The organism is Mesorhizobium sp. M6A.T.Cr.TU.016.01.1.1 (genome assembly GCF_003952585.1).
GTDB classification, from domain to species: Bacteria; Pseudomonadota; Alphaproteobacteria; order Rhizobiales; family Rhizobiaceae; genus Mesorhizobium; species Mesorhizobium mediterraneum.
Map to the genome: position 1 here is coordinate 2,563,380 of NZ_CP034452.1, position 14,737 is coordinate 2,578,116.

Genomic DNA, 14,737 nt, shown 5'->3' on the forward strand with positions numbered 1-14,737 from the left:
CGACGCGGAGAAAAAAATGGCCGACGACATCACCGAGACCAGCCAGACTGTTGCCGCCGGCCAGTTGCGTGCCTTCATCGAGCGCATCGAGCGGCTCGAAGAAGAGAAGAAGACGATCGCCGACGACATCAAGGAAGTGTTCGCCGAGGCCAAGGGCACCGGCTTCGACACCAAGGCGATGCGGTCGATCATCCGGCTGCGTAAGAAGGACCAGGCCGAGCGGCAAGAGGAGGAAACCATCCTCGACCTCTACAAAGCCGCGCTCGGCATGGTGTAAGGCTGGTAACAGCCCTGGGCGCCGGTTGCGGCACCCTCAATGGGTCGAAGCATGAGCGAATTCGACTTTGGCGTCCGCCGCGCTTCTGAATTCCGCCAACGCGGCTTCTGGACGCTGTTCGCGGAACGGCATCCGGAAGAAAGGGCTCTGATGGCGCGGCGCGGACCCTGGTTCTGGCAGCGCGGGCTGCCCGACTTCGCCTTGGTCCTTTCCATGTATGTCGCGCCGGCGCAGAACCATGTCGGCGTCTTCTTCGGCCGCAACGAGAAGTTCGGTGCCACGCAAGCCTGGTCGCGGTTGAAGCCGTTCCAGCCGGCGATCGAAGGCAGATTGAAACTCAGGCCGGAACAGAGTTGCGAGGGCCTCGGCATCAATTCGATGTGGCGGGTGAACTGTTTTGCCGAGGACAATTGGCCGGCCATGGCCGACTGGCTGGTGACGGAAGCATCGCGTTTCGAATGCGCCGTAGCCGAGGTTCTGGGAGACGACGGCGCAGCCGGTTCGTGACTTCATCTGCTTGTTGGCCGCTTGAGCTAGTTCGGCTTCGGCGTGTCGCGGCCGATCGCATCGATATGCTGTTGCAGCGCCAGATGGTCGAGCGCACCCATCGGCAGATTGGTGAACAGCGAGATGCGGTTGTTGAGCATGCGATAGGCATCGGCAAAGGCAAGGTGCAGCTCGGCCTCGGTGCCGTCTGCCTTGGCTGGGTCCGGTATCGACCAGAGCGCGGTCATCGGATGACCCGGCCAGATCGGACAGGATTCATTCGCGGTGCTGTCGCAAAGCGTGAAGATGAAGTTCATTTCCGGCGCGTCGGGTTCGGCAAACTCGTCCCAGCCTTTCGAACGGGCGAAGCTCGTATCGCAGTTGAGGCTTTCGAGCAGTTGCAGTGCGTAGGGATTGACCTCGCCCTTCGGCCGCGAACCGGCGGAAAAGGCCTTGAACCTGCCGACACCAATCCGATTGAGGATGGCTTCGGCCATAATGGATCGCGCCGAATTGGCGTTGCAAAGAAACAGCACGTTGTAGACATTATCGCTCATCTCAAGACCTCCTTGACAGGCGACTGGATGATGGGGGCGGCAGATTCCGGCAACTTATCTCTGCCAAGATGCCGGCAAGGGCGACGTAGAAAGGTTTCACGACCGTTTGATGACAATCTGTCAAATCATATGCTTGCGTGCCGATGATCGACTTGCGTTGACAGGCTTGCTGCGTTCGACATTTCTGCGGCTGTCGAAAGAGAGAAGGCCGCGCCTATGAGTGCTCCCTTCGAAGGCGAAGGCGGTGAGGCAAGCCGCGCTCTGGGCTTCTTCCGCTCGCGCTGGCAAGGCACGGCCCCGCTCGATCGGCTGTTCTGGCGCGATCTTGTCCTTGTCGGCACGGCGATCAACATCGCAGTGTCGGTGCTGGCGCTGATCTTGCTCGGGCTAAAGCTGCCGCTCGCTCTCGTTCTGGCGGTGCATTTCGCGCCGGTGCCGTACAACTTCTTTCTGACTTTTGCGGTGTGGCGGACCGCCGAGAAATCCCCCAGCATCAAGGCTTCGCTGATGACGCTGGGGGCTGTGCTGTGGCTGATACTGGTGGTGGTGGTCTGACAGGACAGTGCTGCCAACGTCGAATTCCAGTCAGGCAGCCGGCTCGAATTTCAGCGCGACGCCATTGATGCAATAGCGCAGGCCGGTCGGGGGCGGACCGTCCTCGAAGACGTGGCCGAGATGGCTGCCGCAGCGAGCGCAGTGGCATTCTGTGCGGACCATGCCGTAGCTGCGGTCGACGGTCGTCTCGACCGAACCGGGCACCGGGTCGTTGAAGCTCGGCCAGCCGGTGCCGCTCTCGAATTTCAGCTTGGACTCGAACAAGGGCTGGTCGCAGCCGGCACAGGAAAAGGTGCCGGCGCGCTTCTCGTGGAGCAAGGCGCAACTGCCTGGCCGCTCGGTGCCGTGGTTGCGCATCACCGCATATTGCTCTGGCGACAGGCGCGCGCGCCATTCGGCATCGGTGCGGGTGACTGGGTAGGTATGGCTATCCATCTTTTTGCCTCTTAGCTCATGCCGCTATTTGGGTTGCCTTCCCAAGTTCGCCTAAAATAGGCATTCGTTACGGCGTTTGCCCATATTTTCGATGCCGCGAAGAATTCCTCAGGCGATCGCCGCGAGATACCGCGCAACCGACGCTGCAAATGCCGCCTTTGCGTCTCCGATGACGTTCTGGTTCCACCATGCGCCATAGATATGGTCGAACGCGAAAGGCTCCAGCGCGGCCTTGATGCCGAGCACTTTCGCCGCATTGAGCGGGATGTAGTTCGGGTAGCTGTACATGAAGCTGACATGGCGGCGCGTAGGCGTCACCTGCAAGATGTCGCCGGCCAGGATGGCGTCGCCGCCGTCGCGCTTCCAGTGCAGCACCTGGCCGCCGGCAAAGTGGCCGCCGCAACGGATAAGTGTCAGCGAGGGGTTTAGGGCGCGCGTCTCGCCTTCCCAACTGATAACAGCCGGATGCGGCCGCATGATCCACTTGCGATCATCGGCGTGCAGGTAGATCGGCACGCCGCCAAACGCTTCGCTCCACTCGACCATTGCCGAATAATAGTGGCAGTGCGAAATGGCGATCGCGGCCAGGCCGCCCCGTCGGTTGATTTCGGCCACCGCCTCGTCATTGACCATCGAGATGCAGTCCCACAGCAAATTGCCGTGCGGCGTTTGCGCCAGCAGCGCCCGCTGACCGATGGCGAAGCGCGGCTCGATGCCGAAGGCGAGCACGCCGGCGTCGTCTTTCATCACGATCCGATGCCCGGCAGCGAGTTCCTCCGGCGTGATCCAGGCCTGGCCCTCCCAGCGCACATATTGCCGCTCGTCCTCGCAGATCGGGCAATGGTCCGGCGGCGCGGCTGTTGCCGCGAATTGGATGCCACACTGCAGGCAAAGGAAACAGGTCATCGGCCTTCCTGTCTTGCGTTCCGAAAATCCACTCAGTGCTTCCTTGAAAGCTGTTTCGTCGCGGCTTCGAGCCCGGCGAGCGTCAGTGGAAACATGCGGCCGCCGAAGATATCGCAAATCATGGCGATCGAATGAGTATAGCCCCAGTGTTTCTCATTTTCCGGGTTGAGCCATACCGCGTTTGGCCATTGCTGCAGCAGGCGGTTGAGCCAGACGACGCCGGCTTCCGGATTCCAATGCTCGACCGAGCCGCCGGGATGCGCGATCTCATAGGGGCTCATCGAGGCATCGCCGACGACGATCACCTTGTAGTCCGGGCCATATTTGTGGAGGAGGTCGAAGGTCGGGATCACCTCCGCATGGCGGCGGCGATTGTCCTTCCAAACGCCTTCGTAAAGGCAGTTGTGGAAGTAAAAGTATTCGAGTTGGCGGAATTCGGCACGGGCGGCCGAAAACAACTCTTCGACGCTTTTGATGTGATCGTCCATCGAGCCGCCGACATCGAAGAACATCAGCAGCTTCACGGCATTGCGCCGCTCGGGCCGTGTCTGCACGTCGAGATAGCCATGTTCGGCCGTGGCGTGGATGGTGCCGGGCAGGTCGAACTCCTCCTCGGCGCCTTCGCGCACCCAGCGGCGCAAGCGCTTCAGCGCGATCTTTATATTGCGGGTGCCGAGCTCGACGGTATCGTCGAAATTCCTGAATTCGCGCCTGTCCCAGACTTTCACCGCGCGGCGGTTGCGGCTCTCATGCTGGCCGATGCGAATCCCTTCGGGATTGTAGCCGTAAGCGCCGAAAGGCGAGGTGCCGCCGGTGCCGATCCATTTCGAGCCGCCCTGATGCCGGCCCTTCTGTTCCTCAAGCCGTTTTTTCAGCGTTTCCATCAGCTTTTCGAAACCACCCAGCGCCTCGACCAGCTTTTTTTCTTCATCGGTCAGGTGCTTTTCGGCAAGCCGCCGCAGCCATTCCTCCGGAATGTTCTCGACGTCGACCTCGTTTTCGCCAGTCAGCGCTTCGACGCCTTTGAAGATGTGCGAAAAGACCTGGTCGAAGCGGTCGATGTGGCGCTCGTCCTTCACCAGTGCGGAGCGGGCGAGATAGTAAAAACCCTCGACGTCATAGTCGACCAGCCCCGCCTCCAGCCCTTCCAGCAGCGACAGATATTCCCGAAGCGAGACGGGAACCCGCGCGGCTTTCAGTTCGAGGAAGAAGGGGATGAACATCGTACGACTTTATCTGTGACCTTCGATCTTCTCCCGTGCGGCGCTGGCGATGAAAGCGGAACGCGTGAGGCCGCGTCGGCTCGCTTCGGCATCGATTGCCGCCAAAAGGCCTGCGTCGAGCGACAGATTGGCCCGGACAGGCCGGCCGGAATCGATCAGCACGGGGATCATCACGGCAGATTCGCCGGCAGCGCTATCGATTTCGCCCAGTCGGAGCAGATCTGCCACCGTGCGCGCGGCGGGCAAGGGCAAGTGCTTCGCCATTCGTGCCTCGGCCCATTCGCGAACGGCGGAAGTCGCATCGGCTATCGCCTCCTCGGGACTTGCGCCACCGCCGTGACACCCGGGAAGATCGGGCACCCGCACCCCCCAGACCTCATCTGCGCCGTCAAGAATTCCGACATAGTGCATCATGATTCGTCCCTAAATCCATCCAGCAAGCCGGGCGATCGACCGCGCGACACCCAGAGATTGTTCGCGATGCCGCGGCACGATGATCATGATCTCCGGCCTCTCCGGATGCTCATACTTCTCATGCTTGCCGCCGCCTACGTTCACCCAGCCATCGCGTAAAAGCCTCGTGACGATCTTGCGTGTGTTGGTCTCGATCAGTGGCACGAGCAGTCCTGATCATGCGCAATATATTGCGCAACAGCAGTTATTTCAATCGTCGGCAGCCATCACATCAAATCATACTCGATGAAGCCCGTGCGCCGCGCCACGTAGTCGTAGAGCTTGCGCGCGGTGGTGTTGGTCTCGTGGGTCATCCAGTAGACGTTCTTGACGCCGATCTTGCCGGCTTCCTGCTTGACCGCCTCGATCAGTGCGGCGCCGACGCCTTTGCCGCGCACGTCCGGGTCGGCGAACAGGTCCTGGAGATAGCAGTTGTTTACCTGGGACCAGCAGGAGCGATGGTAGAGATAGTGCGTCAAGCCGACCGCCTTGCCGTCGAGGGTGGCGATGAAACCTTTCGGCTCGAACTCGCCTGTCGTGAACAGGCGCTTCCAGGTGAGGGCGTAGACGTCCTCCGGCAGCTTGGTTTCGTAAAAGGTGAGGTAGGCGGTCCACAGACGCTGCCAGTCGGCATGGTCAGATTGTGCAAGTGGGCGGACGGTGATCTCGGTCATTTCATTTCCCTCTGAGGTCTGCAACCCGATCCATCCCAATAGAATCGGCATCACGAATATCTTTGCCTATCCCGCCGGCAAATTATACTCGCGAAAAGCGGTCGCGAGCATGCGCAGCGCCTCTCGTGCCCGCGGCGCCAAAGCGTGCGAGTGCAAAACGATCTCCGAAGACGGAATTGGCGGCAAGCCGAGTTTGCGGCCCACGTCGACAAGGCCGGGGGGAACGACACGGTGGGCGAGGGCGGAAATGGCGAAGCCGGCCGATACCGCGATGTTGACGGCCGCGCCGCCACCGCCCACGAAAGCCTCACTCCAGGCGATGCCTGCCCTATCCAGCGCCTCGACCGCCCTCAGGCGGTCCGGGCAATTGCATACGGTGCTCAAAAGGGCCAGGCGCAATGGCGTTCCGGGCCGCCATTCGAAGGCAGGGGCCGCGAACCAGCCATAGTGGGTGCGCGACAGGGCTTCGCCGCGTCGGATGTCATCTTCCTGGTGCACGATCACAGCGTCGAGCTCGCCGCGATCGAAAGCTCCTTCCAGCATGGAGTTGGTGTCGATCCTTATGTTGAGCGCGAGCGACGGATCATGGGCATGAAGCTGGGCTATCAGCGTGGAAAGCTTAGGCCCCGCGACATGATCGACAAAACCGAGAGCAAGCCGACACGGCGCTGCGGAAAATTCCGCGACGGCGCGTTCATGGGCGGCAAGAAATTCACGGGCCGCGGGAAGGAAAACCGCTCCCCTTGCCGATAGAGCCACACGGCGCGGAGTCCGTTCGATCAAACGCGCGCCGAGCTTTTCTTCGAGCCGGCGCAGCTTGACGCTGATCGTCGCCTGGGTGCTCCCCATCGCGGCAGCCGCCCGGGTGAAACTCTGCAGGTCGGCCACCATGACGAAGGTGCGCACGGCGTCGACATCAAGGCTGGTCATCGCGATCATTCCATTTTGTCATTTCTGAAATAGAAACGCATAGCCTTTTTTCATAGTCAAGGCTCGTCTATGTCATGTCGGCCGCAGTTAAGGGCGCCGCTCGCAGCCCCTGTGAATGCTCCGATGGAAAGTGATCGATATGACGTTTCAAATTGACCGAAACACCGTTGCGCTCGTGGGCGTCTGCCTTGCCTCGCTGCTGTTCGGCCTCGAAATCTCCAGTGTGCCGGTGATCCTTCCGAAACTGGAAAGCGTGCTCGTCGCCGACTTCAAGGATCTGCAATGGATCATGAACGCCTACACCATTGCCTGCACCACGGTGTTGATGGCGACGGGAACATTGGCCGACCGTTTCGGCCGCAAACGCGTGATGGTGATCACCACCGTAGCCTTCGGCCTGGCATCTCTGCTGTGCGGCCTCGCACCGACCGCTCCACTTCTGATCGTCGCGCGCCTTCTGCAAGGCCTTGCGGGGGGCGCGATGTTCACCTGCAGTGTGGCGGTGCTGTCCCACCAGTTCCAAGACGGCAGTCAACGCGGCAAGGCCTTCGTTGCCTGGAGTATCGTCTCGGGCATCGGGCTTGGTTTTGGTCCAGCCATTGGCGGATTGATCGTAACGCTGTCGAGCTGGCAGTGGGTGTTCCTCATCCATGTGCCACTCGCCATTCTTGCCTTGGTCTTCATCAGTGCCGGTGTCACCGAATCATTCGATCGCAACGCCCAGAAGCTTGACCGGGCCGGCATCCTCACGCTCTCGTTTGCGGTGTTCGGCCTCTCCTATCTGATCACGCAAGGGGCTGATCTCGGCTCTGGCGCCCGCATCGGCGTGGCAAGCGCGGCCGTGCTGGCTTTCATCGCGTTCCTTGTTGCCGAAAAGATCAACCCCTATCCGATGTTCGATTTCTCGGTGTTCCGCATTCGCCAATTTTCGGGAGCGATCATGGGCGGCATTGGCATGAATTTCAGCTACTGGCCGTTCATCATCTATCTGCCGATCTATTTTTCGGGAGTGCTCGGCTACGACAGCACCACGACCGGTCTGTTGCTGCTCGTCTACACGCTTCCCCTCATGCTGATGTCCTCGATAGCCGAGCGCTTGCGCGCACGCTATCAGGCGCGGGTAGCGATCCCGCTTGGCTTGCTGACATTGGGGATCGGCTTCATCGCCATGAGGGTAGGCTCCGGGCTCGAGGGGGCCAACTGGCTGACCATGCTGCCCGGCACGCTGATTGCCGGCATCGGCATCGGCCTGACCAATTCGCCGACCACCAACACCACGACCGGCTCAGTGTCGCCGGATCGTGCCGGCATGGCTTCGGGCATCGATATCAGCGCGCGCTTGATCACGCTCGCCATCAATATCGCGGTGCTGGGCTTGCTGTTGACGCAGGGGATCGTTTCTTATCTGCGCGAAGCATTGGGCACGGCCTTGGATCCCAATGAGCTGCGCGCGCTGGCGGAGAAGATCGCCGCCGGAAATCTCGACGGCCTCTCGCAACACTCGCCCAAGCTCGCGATACTCGATCCGTCCGGCGCCATCGCGCATGCCGCTTTGGTCAACGGTTTTGGCTGGGTCATGCTCTATAGCGGGATCGGCGTTCTTGCTCTTGCCGTCATCAGCTTCATCATCTTCGGCCCCAAAAACGTCGCGCTGCAGGAGGCAAGAGGCCATCATACTGCTCACAGCGCAGGCGAAGCCCGCTCGTAGCGACTGCCTCCCAGCTCGGCGTCAGAGGCCGAGTTCCTGCGGCCCAGGATGACCGCTCCTCACCCCTGCCGTCTCGCCATGAAGGCCAGTCGCTCGAACAGATGCACGTCCTGTTCGTTCTTCAAAAGCGCACCATGCAATTTCGGCAGCGCGTTCTTCGGGTCGGCGCGCAAATCCTCAGGCGCGATGTCGTCGGCGACCAAGAGCCTGATCCAGTCGAGTGCCTCGGAGGTCGACGGCTTCTTCTTCAGGCCCGGCACGTCGCGGATCTCGTAGAACTGGGTGAGCGCGGCGCGCACCAGGTTCTGCTTGATGCCGGGATAGTGCACGTCGACGATCCTGTGCAGCGTGTCGACGTCGGGAAAGCGGATATAGTGGAAGAAGCAGCGACGCAGGAAGGCGTCCGGCAGTTCCTTCTCGTTGTTGGAGGTGATGATGACGATCGGCCTGACTTCGGCGCGGATCGTTTCGCCAGTCTCGTAGACGAAGAACTCCATCCTATCGAGTTCCTGCAACAAATCGTTGGGGAATTCGATATCGGCCTTATCGATCTCGTCGATCAGAAGCACCACCCTATTGGCCGTCGCGAAGGCATCCCACAGCTTGCCGCGCTTGATATAATTCCTGATGTCGTTGAAGCTGATATCGCCGAGCTGGCTGTCGCGCAGCCGCGAGACAGCGTCATACTCGTAGAGGCCCTGCTGCGCCCTTGTCGTCGACTTGACGTGCCATTCGATCAGCTCGAGGCCGAGCGCTGCCGCCACTTGCCTCGCCAGCTCGGTCTTGCCGGTGCCGGGCTCGCCCTTGACCAGCAATGGCCGCTCCAGCGCGATTGCCGCATTGACCGCCACCATCAGGTCCTTGTCGGCGACATAGGCCGCCGTGCCTTCGAAACGCATTCTTGCTCCTCGGTTTTTCATAGCAACCGTAAGGAGACGGTCCAGCCTGTGCAAGGCGCAGCAGCGAGGGCACGGTGAAACCTCATGCCGCGCAGCTCCCAGGCGGGTCTTTGTGACGAATTAAGCCGCGGAGCATGGCCGTCTCTCTGGCGCTTGGCCGATCGCCAGCCTATATTGGTTGTGACGGTCTGCGCTTCCCGGCAGGAGAACATTTTCCCCGGGGCCTTAATGATCCCTAGGGAGCTGTCCCTGGGAAGACCCGTGGGTTTTCTCATACGGCGCCCACCTACTTTGTAGGTTCCCGGGATCGCTCTCTCCACCGGTTGTGTGGATCGTCACTCGACGCAAAAGATCCACTCAAATTCGGTGGATCATGCGGTGGAAAACGTCGCTCCTAAAACTCCAATCAGATCCGACCTTTTCTACCTTGGCCCCATGACCTCTCCAAAAGAACTGAAAAGACATCTCCGCAAGGAAGCACTCGGACGCCGCGACGCGCTCGATCCGTTCTGGCGTGTGGAGGCAGCGCTCGAAATGGCCGAGACGGCGCGGGACAGCATTGCGATAGAGCCTGGCCAGATCGTCTCCGGCTTCTGGCCGATGCGCTCGGAAGTCGACGTCCGGCCGCTGATGTTTGCCTTGCGCGAAAACGGGGCACGGCTTTGCCTGCCTGCCATTCTCGACAAGACCACCATCGTCTTTCGCGAACTGGTGCGTGGGGCGCCGATGGTCGATATGGGGTTCGGCACCGTCGGGCCGCATGAGGAGGCCGAGGTGCTCGATCCCCAGGTAATGCTGGTGCCGCTCGCGGCTTTCGACGCGCGCGGCCACCGCATCGGCTACGGCGCCGGTTATTACGACCGCGCGATCGCGCGGCTGGTCGACAAGGGGCAGCCGCCCCGGCTGATCGGGATTGCTTTCGACTGCCAGGAGGTGGCGCTGGTGCCGGACGAGCCGCACGACATGGTCATCCCGGAAATACTCACCGAGAACGGGTTGCGCCAGTTCGCGCCGAAATTGTAGATAAGTTCCTGGACGCATGGTCTTTTCCGAAAGTCATGCAGCTTTTGTGCTTCGCTGACCTTTGGTTCGGGATCATGTTTAGATGAGACTTCTCTTCCTCGGCGATATGGTCGGCAAGACCGGGCGCACGGCAGTGTGGGAACAACTGCCCGGCCTGATCTCAGATTTCAAACTCGACTTCGTCATCGTCAATGGTGAGAACGCCGCCGGCGGCTTCGGCATCACCGAAGAGATCTTTCGCGAAACGATCTCGGCGGGTGCCGATGTCGTCACCACCGGCAATCATGTCTGGGACCAGCGCGACGCGCTGGTTTTCGCGCCGCGCGAGGAACGCTTCCTGCGCCCGTCCAATTTCCCCAAGGGCACGCCGGGCCGCGGCTCCGGCGTCTACATCGCCAGGAATGGCGCGCGCGTTCTGGTCACCAACATCATGGGCCGGGTGTTCATGCATCCCGAACTCGACGACCCGTTCCAGGCCGGTGAGCGCGAGCTTGCCGCCTGCCCGCTCGGCGAGCAGGCCGATGCGGTGGTCATCGATTTCCATGCCGAGGCGACGTCTGAAAAAATGTGCTTTGCGCATTTCGTCGACGGCCGCGCCAGCCTCGTCGTCGGCACCCACACGCACCAGCCGACCGGCGACCACCATATCCTCAATGGCGGCACCGGCTATATCTCCGACGCCGGCATGTGCGGTGACTATGATTCCTCGCTCGGCATGGATAAGGAGGAGCCGCTCAACCGGTTTCTGTCGAAGGTGCCGAAAGGACGGTTCGAGGCCGCGACCGGCCCGGCGACATTGTGCGGCGTCGGCGTCGACATTTCGGATCGCAGTGGCCTGACCGAGCGGATTGCGCCGTTTCGTCGCGGACCGCGGCTCGAGGAAACTGCGCCATCTTTCTGGTCGTGACATTGATATCAACGCCTGCGATACCTAACTGCCGGCGACACTGCTCTAGATCGTAAGAGGGAACGACCTCCATGCAGCTCATCGAATTCCTGGCGCCACACTTCGCCTTTGTCTCCGATCCGACCGCGTGGGTCGCGTTGCTGACGCTGATCGTGCTGGAGGTCGTGCTCGGCATCGACAATCTGATCTTCATCTCGATCCTCACCAACAAATTGCCGGAGGCACAAAGGGCCCGCGCCCGGCGGCTCGGCATTTCTGCCGCGCTGATCATGCGGCTGGTACTGCTTGCCACCATCTCGATCATCGTCCAGTTGACAGCGCCGGTATTCACCGCTTTCGGCCATGGTTTTTCCTGGCGCGACCTGATCCTGATCGCCGGCGGCCTGTTCCTCGTCTGGAAGGCGACCAAGGAGATCCACCACACGGTCGATCTCGAGGATCACCAGGACACGATGATGGGCCAGACGCTGCAGCTTTCGCTGGCCGGCGCGATCTTTCAGATCCTGCTGCTCGATCTCGTCTTCTCGATCGATTCGATCATCACCGCGGTCGGCATGACCGACGAGATCGCCATCATGTACATCGCCGTCATTGTGGCGGTCACCGTGATGATGCTGGCGGCTGGGCCGCTCGCCGACTTCATCGCCAAGAACCCCAGCATCGTCATGCTGGCGCTGAGCTTCCTGCTGATGATCGGCATGACGCTGATCGCCGACGGCATGGGCTTCCATGTGCCGAAGGGCTACATCTACGCCGCCATGGGTTTTTCCGCCCTTGTCGAGGGTCTCAACATGCTGGCGCGACGCCGGAGGAAGGCAAAGGCTGGCGGGCACTGAGTTGTAAGCAGACACCTGCTTCGTGCAGACCTCGGAGGGCCGTACCGCGCATCCAATCAGGCTGTCTTGTCGGGGACGATGTCAGTGCTTCGAGTTACCGTCTCCCAGATGTCGGTCTCCTGCCGCAACGCGTCGAGCCTGCCACGGAATTGGTCCAAAGCGTCGCCCCCGATCAGAAGATGGACAGGAGGATTCTCCGCCTCGACGGCGGCGATGATCGCGCGAGCGCCGCGCGAGGGGTCGCCTGCCTGCTTGCGGTGGCCGGCCAATGTCCCGTCGCGCGATTTGCCAGCGGTGTCGGCATACTCGTCGATGCGTGTTGCCGATTGTTTGATCGAGGCAGGTCCGCGGAAGTCGGTGCGAAATGCGCCAGGCGCGACCGCCGTGACCCCGATACCCAGCGGCGCCAACTCCTTGGCTAACGTGTCCGACATCGCCTCGATACCGAACTTCACCATGTGATAGTAGCCAACGCCGGGATAGGTAACCAGGCCACCGATGGAACTGACGCTGACGATATGCCCTCGCCGGCGTGCACGCATCCCAGGCAGCACGGCCTTCACCAGGTTAACCGGGCCGAACAGGTCGGTCTCGAACAAGGTACGGATGTCCGCATCCTCGCCCTCCTCGATCGCGGCGAGGTAGCCATAGCCGGCATTGTTGACGAGCACGTCGATGCCACCGAAGCGATCCTCGGCTGCCGCGATCGCCTCATCGATCTGGTGCGCGGCTGTGACATCGAGCTCGACGGCAAGCGCCGCTTTACCGTGCGCGGCCACGAGGTCGGCAATGTCTGCGGTGCTCCGCGCGGTGACGACGACGCGGTAGCCGGCGGTGAGCGCCTGCTCCGCCAGCGCGCGGCCGAGACCTTTGGAGCAGCCCGTGATGAGCCAAACGGCGTCCTTCATGATCATGATCTATCTCCATCCATCCTTTGGTACCATCAGATATGGCGATCAACACGGCGTTCGATTAGACTGAATTGATTGGAAGGGTCGTTGAACAGGATTACATGATGACGCGCGCCAGCCTGGACGACCTCGCCGCCTTCGCAGCCGTCGCCCGTGCACGAAGCTTCACGCGAGCCGCCGTGACGCTGGCGACATCCACCTCAAATCTCAGTCACACGATCCGCCGGCTTGAGGCGCGGCTCGGTTACCGTCTTCTCCAGCGCAGCAGCCGAAGCGTGTCCGTGACCGAGGCGGGCGAGACGCTGCTGGGGACGCTGGGGCCGGCACTGGAAAGCATCGATGGGGCGCTGGATGCGTTGGACCTGGGGCGAAACCGTGTCTCGGGAACGCTGCGTCTGACAACGACGCGGCAGGCCTATGAGGCGGTGGTCCGGCCCGCGCTGCCGGCTTTCACGACCGCGCATCCGGATGCAACGGTCGAGGTCCTGATCGACTATGGTTACCGTGACATCGTCGCCGACCGGTTCGATGCGGGCATTCGCCTTGGCGAAAAGCTGGAGCGGGACATGATCGCGCTCAAAGTCGGGCCCGAACTCAGCATGGCTATCGTCGCGACACCCGATCACGTCGCGAACTCGGCCCCCATCATCCATCCAAGCGATCTGACGCAACACCGGTGCATAAATTACCGGATGGTCACAGCCGGCACGATCTACGCCTGGGAATTTGAGCGCGACGGACAGGCTCTGGACGTAGGTGTCTCCGGGCCGCTCACATTCAATGAGCCCGAACTGATGCTCGAAGCGGTGCTGGACGGGTTAGGCATCGGGTATCTGCTCACCCATGAGGTTGCGCCTTATGTGAAGGACGGCCGACTTGTCCGGCTGTTATCAGAGTGGACGCCCCCATTCCCAGGCTTCCACCTCTACTACTCGTCGCGGCGACAGATGCGTCCGGTGTTGGCGGCGTTCATACAGGCGGTGCGTGGCCGCATCTGACTAGGTGATACGCGTTAAGGCCAATGAAAAAGCGGCTGCTCACGGATTCAAGTGAGCGACCGGGTGGTCTGACGGTACAGGGCGGCTTTTTATACAGTCTGCTCGTGAACACCCTTCGGGTGGCGGTCGCCGATCAGGCCAAGCGTCAGGCCTTGCTCCAGCCACGCCTTGGCGCCGGCGAGCACCAACGCGAAGCCATCGGTCGAGCCGATCGCCTGCTTGACCTGCTCGTCGGCACTGCCGGCAAAGCCGAAATTGCGAACTTCGACGAAGGTCGTGCCGCCGGGCATCTCGGTAAAGGTCCAGAGCACCGTGGTCGGCGGATCGCTCCATTGCATGACGATCTTTTCGTTCCTGACGAATTCGCTGACCGTGACCGGCGTCGAGACGCCGTACATGCGCCATTCCCAGCGAACCTCCTTGCCGCTGTCCAGCCTGCCGCTGCCATGAGTGAACCAGAATTTCGTCGTGATCGCCGGATCGACGATGGCTTCGAACATTTCTGCGACCGGCCGCCGGATCAGCATGCCGGCTTCGGCGGTCGGTGTCTCACGGATTTCCATATCGTCCTCCTTTCCGAACAGGCCTCCGTCACCAGGCGTCGGGTTCGCGCACCATGTGAACGATGTTGGCCGGATTGGTGATCCAACCGCCACGAAAACCCTCACCCAGCGCCTCAATGGCGTCGCAGCGCACGATACCGGCCTTGGCGAGATGATCGGCTGCGGCCGGAAAATCGTCGGTGAACAACTCCAGCCAAACCTCTGCCTGGCTCAGCATCGGCGCTTCGTCGATCCATAGGCGATTGGGGCCGAGTTCGAAGCCGATAGCCGGCGCCTTGGCCGTGAACGGCTTCAGGCCGACGACGTCCCGGTAGAAGGCGATCGTGTCCTGGTACTGGTGTGGCGGCACTTTCATGGCGATGTTGATGCCGCCGGTGATTTTCGCAGGCATTCTTT

Annotated in this window: 20 protein-coding genes and 1 other RNA gene; 9 read left to right on the plus strand and 12 right to left on the minus strand. The window is 61.4% G+C overall.

What is annotated here, in order from left to right:
• The first annotated feature begins 16 nt into the window (after nt 1–16).
• Together EJ075_RS12215 and EJ075_RS12220 are read left to right on the plus strand one after the other, a co-directional pair.
• Nucleotides 17–277: a DUF2312 domain-containing protein gene (locus EJ075_RS12215; RefSeq protein WP_023800031.1), complete on the plus strand. Its 261-nt coding sequence runs from the start codon at nt 17–19 to the stop codon at nt 275–277.
• 51 nt (nt 278–328) lie between these two features.
• Nucleotides 329–784, plus strand: coding sequence for a hypothetical protein (locus tag EJ075_RS12220; protein WP_095487471.1), 456 nt, complete (start codon nt 329–331; stop codon nt 782–784).
• 26 nt (nt 785–810) lie between these two features.
• On the opposite strand, the gene EJ075_RS12225 is transcribed toward EJ075_RS12220, so the two are convergent.
• Complete coding sequence (locus EJ075_RS12225) at nt 811–1,320, minus strand: arsenate reductase ArsC (RefSeq protein ID WP_126104503.1); 510 nt, start codon at nt 1,318–1,320, stop codon at nt 811–813.
• Between the two features lie 216 nt (nt 1,321–1,536).
• Here EJ075_RS12225 and EJ075_RS12230 point away from each other — a divergent pair, with 216 nt between their 5' ends.
• Entirely contained in the window at nt 1,537–1,875 is a 339-nt protein-coding gene (locus tag EJ075_RS12230) for a hypothetical protein (RefSeq protein ID WP_126104504.1), read from the plus strand.
• A gap of 30 nt (nt 1,876–1,905) precedes the next feature.
• On the opposite strand, the gene msrB is transcribed toward EJ075_RS12230, so the two are convergent.
• From msrB to EJ075_RS12265, 7 genes are all read right to left on the minus strand, one after another.
• A complete protein-coding gene (gene msrB, locus EJ075_RS12235; protein WP_126104505.1) occupies nt 1,906–2,310 on the minus strand; it encodes a peptide-methionine (R)-S-oxide reductase MsrB in 405 nt (134 codons plus the stop codon).
• 108 nt (nt 2,311–2,418) lie between these two features.
• Nucleotides 2,419–3,216, minus strand: a complete 798-nt coding sequence (locus EJ075_RS12240; RefSeq protein WP_126104506.1) for an MBL fold metallo-hydrolase — start codon at nt 3,214–3,216, stop codon at nt 2,419–2,421.
• A gap of 32 nt (nt 3,217–3,248) precedes the next feature.
• The gene (locus EJ075_RS12245) at nt 3,249–4,439 is read right to left on the minus strand and encodes a VWA domain-containing protein (RefSeq protein ID WP_126104507.1); all 1,191 of its coding nucleotides are present in this window, start codon (nt 4,437–4,439) and stop codon (nt 3,249–3,251) included.
• 9 nt (nt 4,440–4,448) lie between these two features.
• Nucleotides 4,449–4,853 (minus strand): type II toxin-antitoxin system HicB family antitoxin, encoded by a 405-nt coding sequence (locus EJ075_RS12250; RefSeq protein ID WP_206437544.1) that lies wholly within the window; start codon nt 4,851–4,853, stop codon nt 4,449–4,451.
• A 9-nt stretch (nt 4,854–4,862) separates the two neighbouring features.
• On the minus strand, nt 4,863–5,057 hold the full coding sequence (locus EJ075_RS12255; protein WP_126104508.1) for a type II toxin-antitoxin system HicA family toxin: 195 nt from the start codon (nt 5,055–5,057) through the stop codon (nt 4,863–4,865).
• A gap of 62 nt (nt 5,058–5,119) precedes the next feature.
• Complete coding sequence (locus EJ075_RS12260) at nt 5,120–5,566, minus strand: GNAT family N-acetyltransferase (RefSeq protein WP_126104509.1); 447 nt, start codon at nt 5,564–5,566, stop codon at nt 5,120–5,122.
• Nucleotides 5,567–5,632: 66 nt separating this feature from the next.
• The gene (locus EJ075_RS12265) at nt 5,633–6,496 is read right to left on the minus strand and encodes a LysR family transcriptional regulator (protein WP_126104510.1); all 864 of its coding nucleotides are present in this window, start codon (nt 6,494–6,496) and stop codon (nt 5,633–5,635) included.
• Between the two features lie 139 nt (nt 6,497–6,635).
• On the opposite strand from EJ075_RS12265, the gene EJ075_RS12270 reads away from it, so the two are divergent.
• Nucleotides 6,636–8,204 carry an MFS transporter gene (locus EJ075_RS12270; RefSeq protein WP_126104511.1) on the plus strand — a complete coding sequence of 523 codons (1,569 nt, stop codon included), beginning with the start codon at nt 6,636–6,638 and terminating at the stop codon, nt 8,202–8,204.
• Nucleotides 8,205–8,263: 59 nt separating this feature from the next.
• Here the strand turns inward: EJ075_RS12270 and EJ075_RS12275 are convergent, their stop codons facing one another.
• Nucleotides 8,264–9,103, minus strand: coding sequence for a MoxR family ATPase (locus EJ075_RS12275; RefSeq protein ID WP_126104512.1), 840 nt, complete (start codon nt 9,101–9,103; stop codon nt 8,264–8,266).
• Between the two features lie 182 nt (nt 9,104–9,285).
• Between EJ075_RS12275 and ssrS the strand changes: the two genes are divergently transcribed.
• The 4 genes from ssrS to EJ075_RS12295 all read left to right on the plus strand — a co-directional run bounded on the left by ssrS (nt 9,286) and on the right by EJ075_RS12295 (nt 11,869).
• Nucleotides 9,286–9,441: non-coding RNA, 6S RNA (gene ssrS, locus EJ075_RS12280), on the plus strand.
• A gap of 97 nt (nt 9,442–9,538) precedes the next feature.
• Nucleotides 9,539–10,126, plus strand: coding sequence for a 5-formyltetrahydrofolate cyclo-ligase (locus tag EJ075_RS12285; RefSeq protein WP_126104513.1), 588 nt, complete (start codon nt 9,539–9,541; stop codon nt 10,124–10,126).
• Between the two features lie 82 nt (nt 10,127–10,208).
• A complete protein-coding gene (locus EJ075_RS12290) occupies nt 10,209–11,033 on the plus strand; it encodes a YmdB family metallophosphoesterase (RefSeq protein ID WP_126104514.1) in 825 nt (274 codons plus the stop codon).
• A gap of 71 nt (nt 11,034–11,104) precedes the next feature.
• The gene (locus EJ075_RS12295; protein ID WP_095487453.1) at nt 11,105–11,869 is read left to right on the plus strand and encodes a TerC family protein; all 765 of its coding nucleotides are present in this window, start codon (nt 11,105–11,107) and stop codon (nt 11,867–11,869) included.
• 56 nt (nt 11,870–11,925) lie between these two features.
• Here EJ075_RS12295 and EJ075_RS12300 read toward each other — a convergent pair whose 3' ends face one another.
• A complete protein-coding gene (locus tag EJ075_RS12300) occupies nt 11,926–12,783 on the minus strand; it encodes an oxidoreductase (RefSeq protein WP_126104515.1) in 858 nt (285 codons plus the stop codon).
• Between the two features lie 101 nt (nt 12,784–12,884).
• Here EJ075_RS12300 and EJ075_RS12305 point away from each other — a divergent pair, with 101 nt between their 5' ends.
• Nucleotides 12,885–13,778: a LysR family transcriptional regulator gene (locus EJ075_RS12305; protein ID WP_164547275.1), complete on the plus strand. Its 894-nt coding sequence runs from the start codon at nt 12,885–12,887 to the stop codon at nt 13,776–13,778.
• A gap of 89 nt (nt 13,779–13,867) precedes the next feature.
• On the opposite strand, the gene EJ075_RS12310 is transcribed toward EJ075_RS12305, so the two are convergent.
• On the minus strand, nt 13,868–14,341 hold the full coding sequence (locus tag EJ075_RS12310; RefSeq protein ID WP_126104517.1) for an SRPBCC family protein: 474 nt from the start codon (nt 14,339–14,341) through the stop codon (nt 13,868–13,870).
• Between the two features lie 28 nt (nt 14,342–14,369).
• Entirely contained in the window at nt 14,370–14,732 is a 363-nt protein-coding gene (locus EJ075_RS12315) for a hypothetical protein (protein WP_126104518.1), read from the minus strand.
• Nucleotides 14,733–14,737 lie beyond the last annotated feature (5 nt).

Excerpts from the sequence above, each read along its gene's own strand:
- EJ075_RS12215 (WP_023800031.1), top strand. The coding sequence starts at position 17 with ATGGCCGACGACATCACCGAGACCAGCCAGACTGTTGCCGCCGGCCAG.
- EJ075_RS12220 (WP_095487471.1), top strand. The coding sequence starts at position 329 with ATGAGCGAATTCGACTTTGGCGTCCGCCGCGCTTCTGAATTCCGCCAA.
- EJ075_RS12225 (WP_126104503.1), bottom strand. The coding sequence starts at position 1,320 with ATGAGCGATAATGTCTACAACGTGCTGTTTCTTTGCAACGCCAATTCG.
- EJ075_RS12230 (WP_126104504.1), top strand. The coding sequence starts at position 1,537 with ATGAGTGCTCCCTTCGAAGGCGAAGGCGGTGAGGCAAGCCGCGCTCTG.
- msrB (WP_126104505.1), bottom strand. The coding sequence starts at position 2,310 with ATGGATAGCCATACCTACCCAGTCACCCGCACCGATGCCGAATGGCGC.
- EJ075_RS12240 (WP_126104506.1), bottom strand. The coding sequence starts at position 3,216 with ATGACCTGTTTCCTTTGCCTGCAGTGTGGCATCCAATTCGCGGCAACA.
- EJ075_RS12245 (WP_126104507.1), bottom strand. The coding sequence starts at position 4,439 with ATGTTCATCCCCTTCTTCCTCGAACTGAAAGCCGCGCGGGTTCCCGTC.
- EJ075_RS12250 (WP_206437544.1), bottom strand. The coding sequence starts at position 4,853 with ATGATGCACTATGTCGGAATTCTTGACGGCGCAGATGAGGTCTGGGGG.
- EJ075_RS12260 (WP_126104509.1), bottom strand. The coding sequence starts at position 5,566 with ATGACCGAGATCACCGTCCGCCCACTTGCACAATCTGACCATGCCGAC.
- EJ075_RS12265 (WP_126104510.1), bottom strand. The coding sequence starts at position 6,496 with ATGACCAGCCTTGATGTCGACGCCGTGCGCACCTTCGTCATGGTGGCC.
- EJ075_RS12270 (WP_126104511.1), top strand. The coding sequence starts at position 6,636 with ATGACGTTTCAAATTGACCGAAACACCGTTGCGCTCGTGGGCGTCTGC.
- EJ075_RS12275 (WP_126104512.1), bottom strand. The coding sequence starts at position 9,103 with ATGCGTTTCGAAGGCACGGCGGCCTATGTCGCCGACAAGGACCTGATG.
- EJ075_RS12285 (WP_126104513.1), top strand. The coding sequence starts at position 9,539 with ATGACCTCTCCAAAAGAACTGAAAAGACATCTCCGCAAGGAAGCACTC.
- EJ075_RS12290 (WP_126104514.1), top strand. The coding sequence starts at position 10,209 with ATGAGACTTCTCTTCCTCGGCGATATGGTCGGCAAGACCGGGCGCACG.
- EJ075_RS12295 (WP_095487453.1), top strand. The coding sequence starts at position 11,105 with ATGCAGCTCATCGAATTCCTGGCGCCACACTTCGCCTTTGTCTCCGAT.
- EJ075_RS12300 (WP_126104515.1), bottom strand. The coding sequence starts at position 12,783 with ATGATCATGAAGGACGCCGTTTGGCTCATCACGGGCTGCTCCAAAGGT.
- EJ075_RS12305 (WP_164547275.1), top strand. The coding sequence starts at position 12,885 with ATGACGCGCGCCAGCCTGGACGACCTCGCCGCCTTCGCAGCCGTCGCC.
- EJ075_RS12310 (WP_126104517.1), bottom strand. The coding sequence starts at position 14,341 with ATGGAAATCCGTGAGACACCGACCGCCGAAGCCGGCATGCTGATCCGG.
- EJ075_RS12315 (WP_126104518.1), bottom strand. The coding sequence starts at position 14,732 with ATGCCTGCGAAAATCACCGGCGGCATCAACATCGCCATGAAAGTGCCG.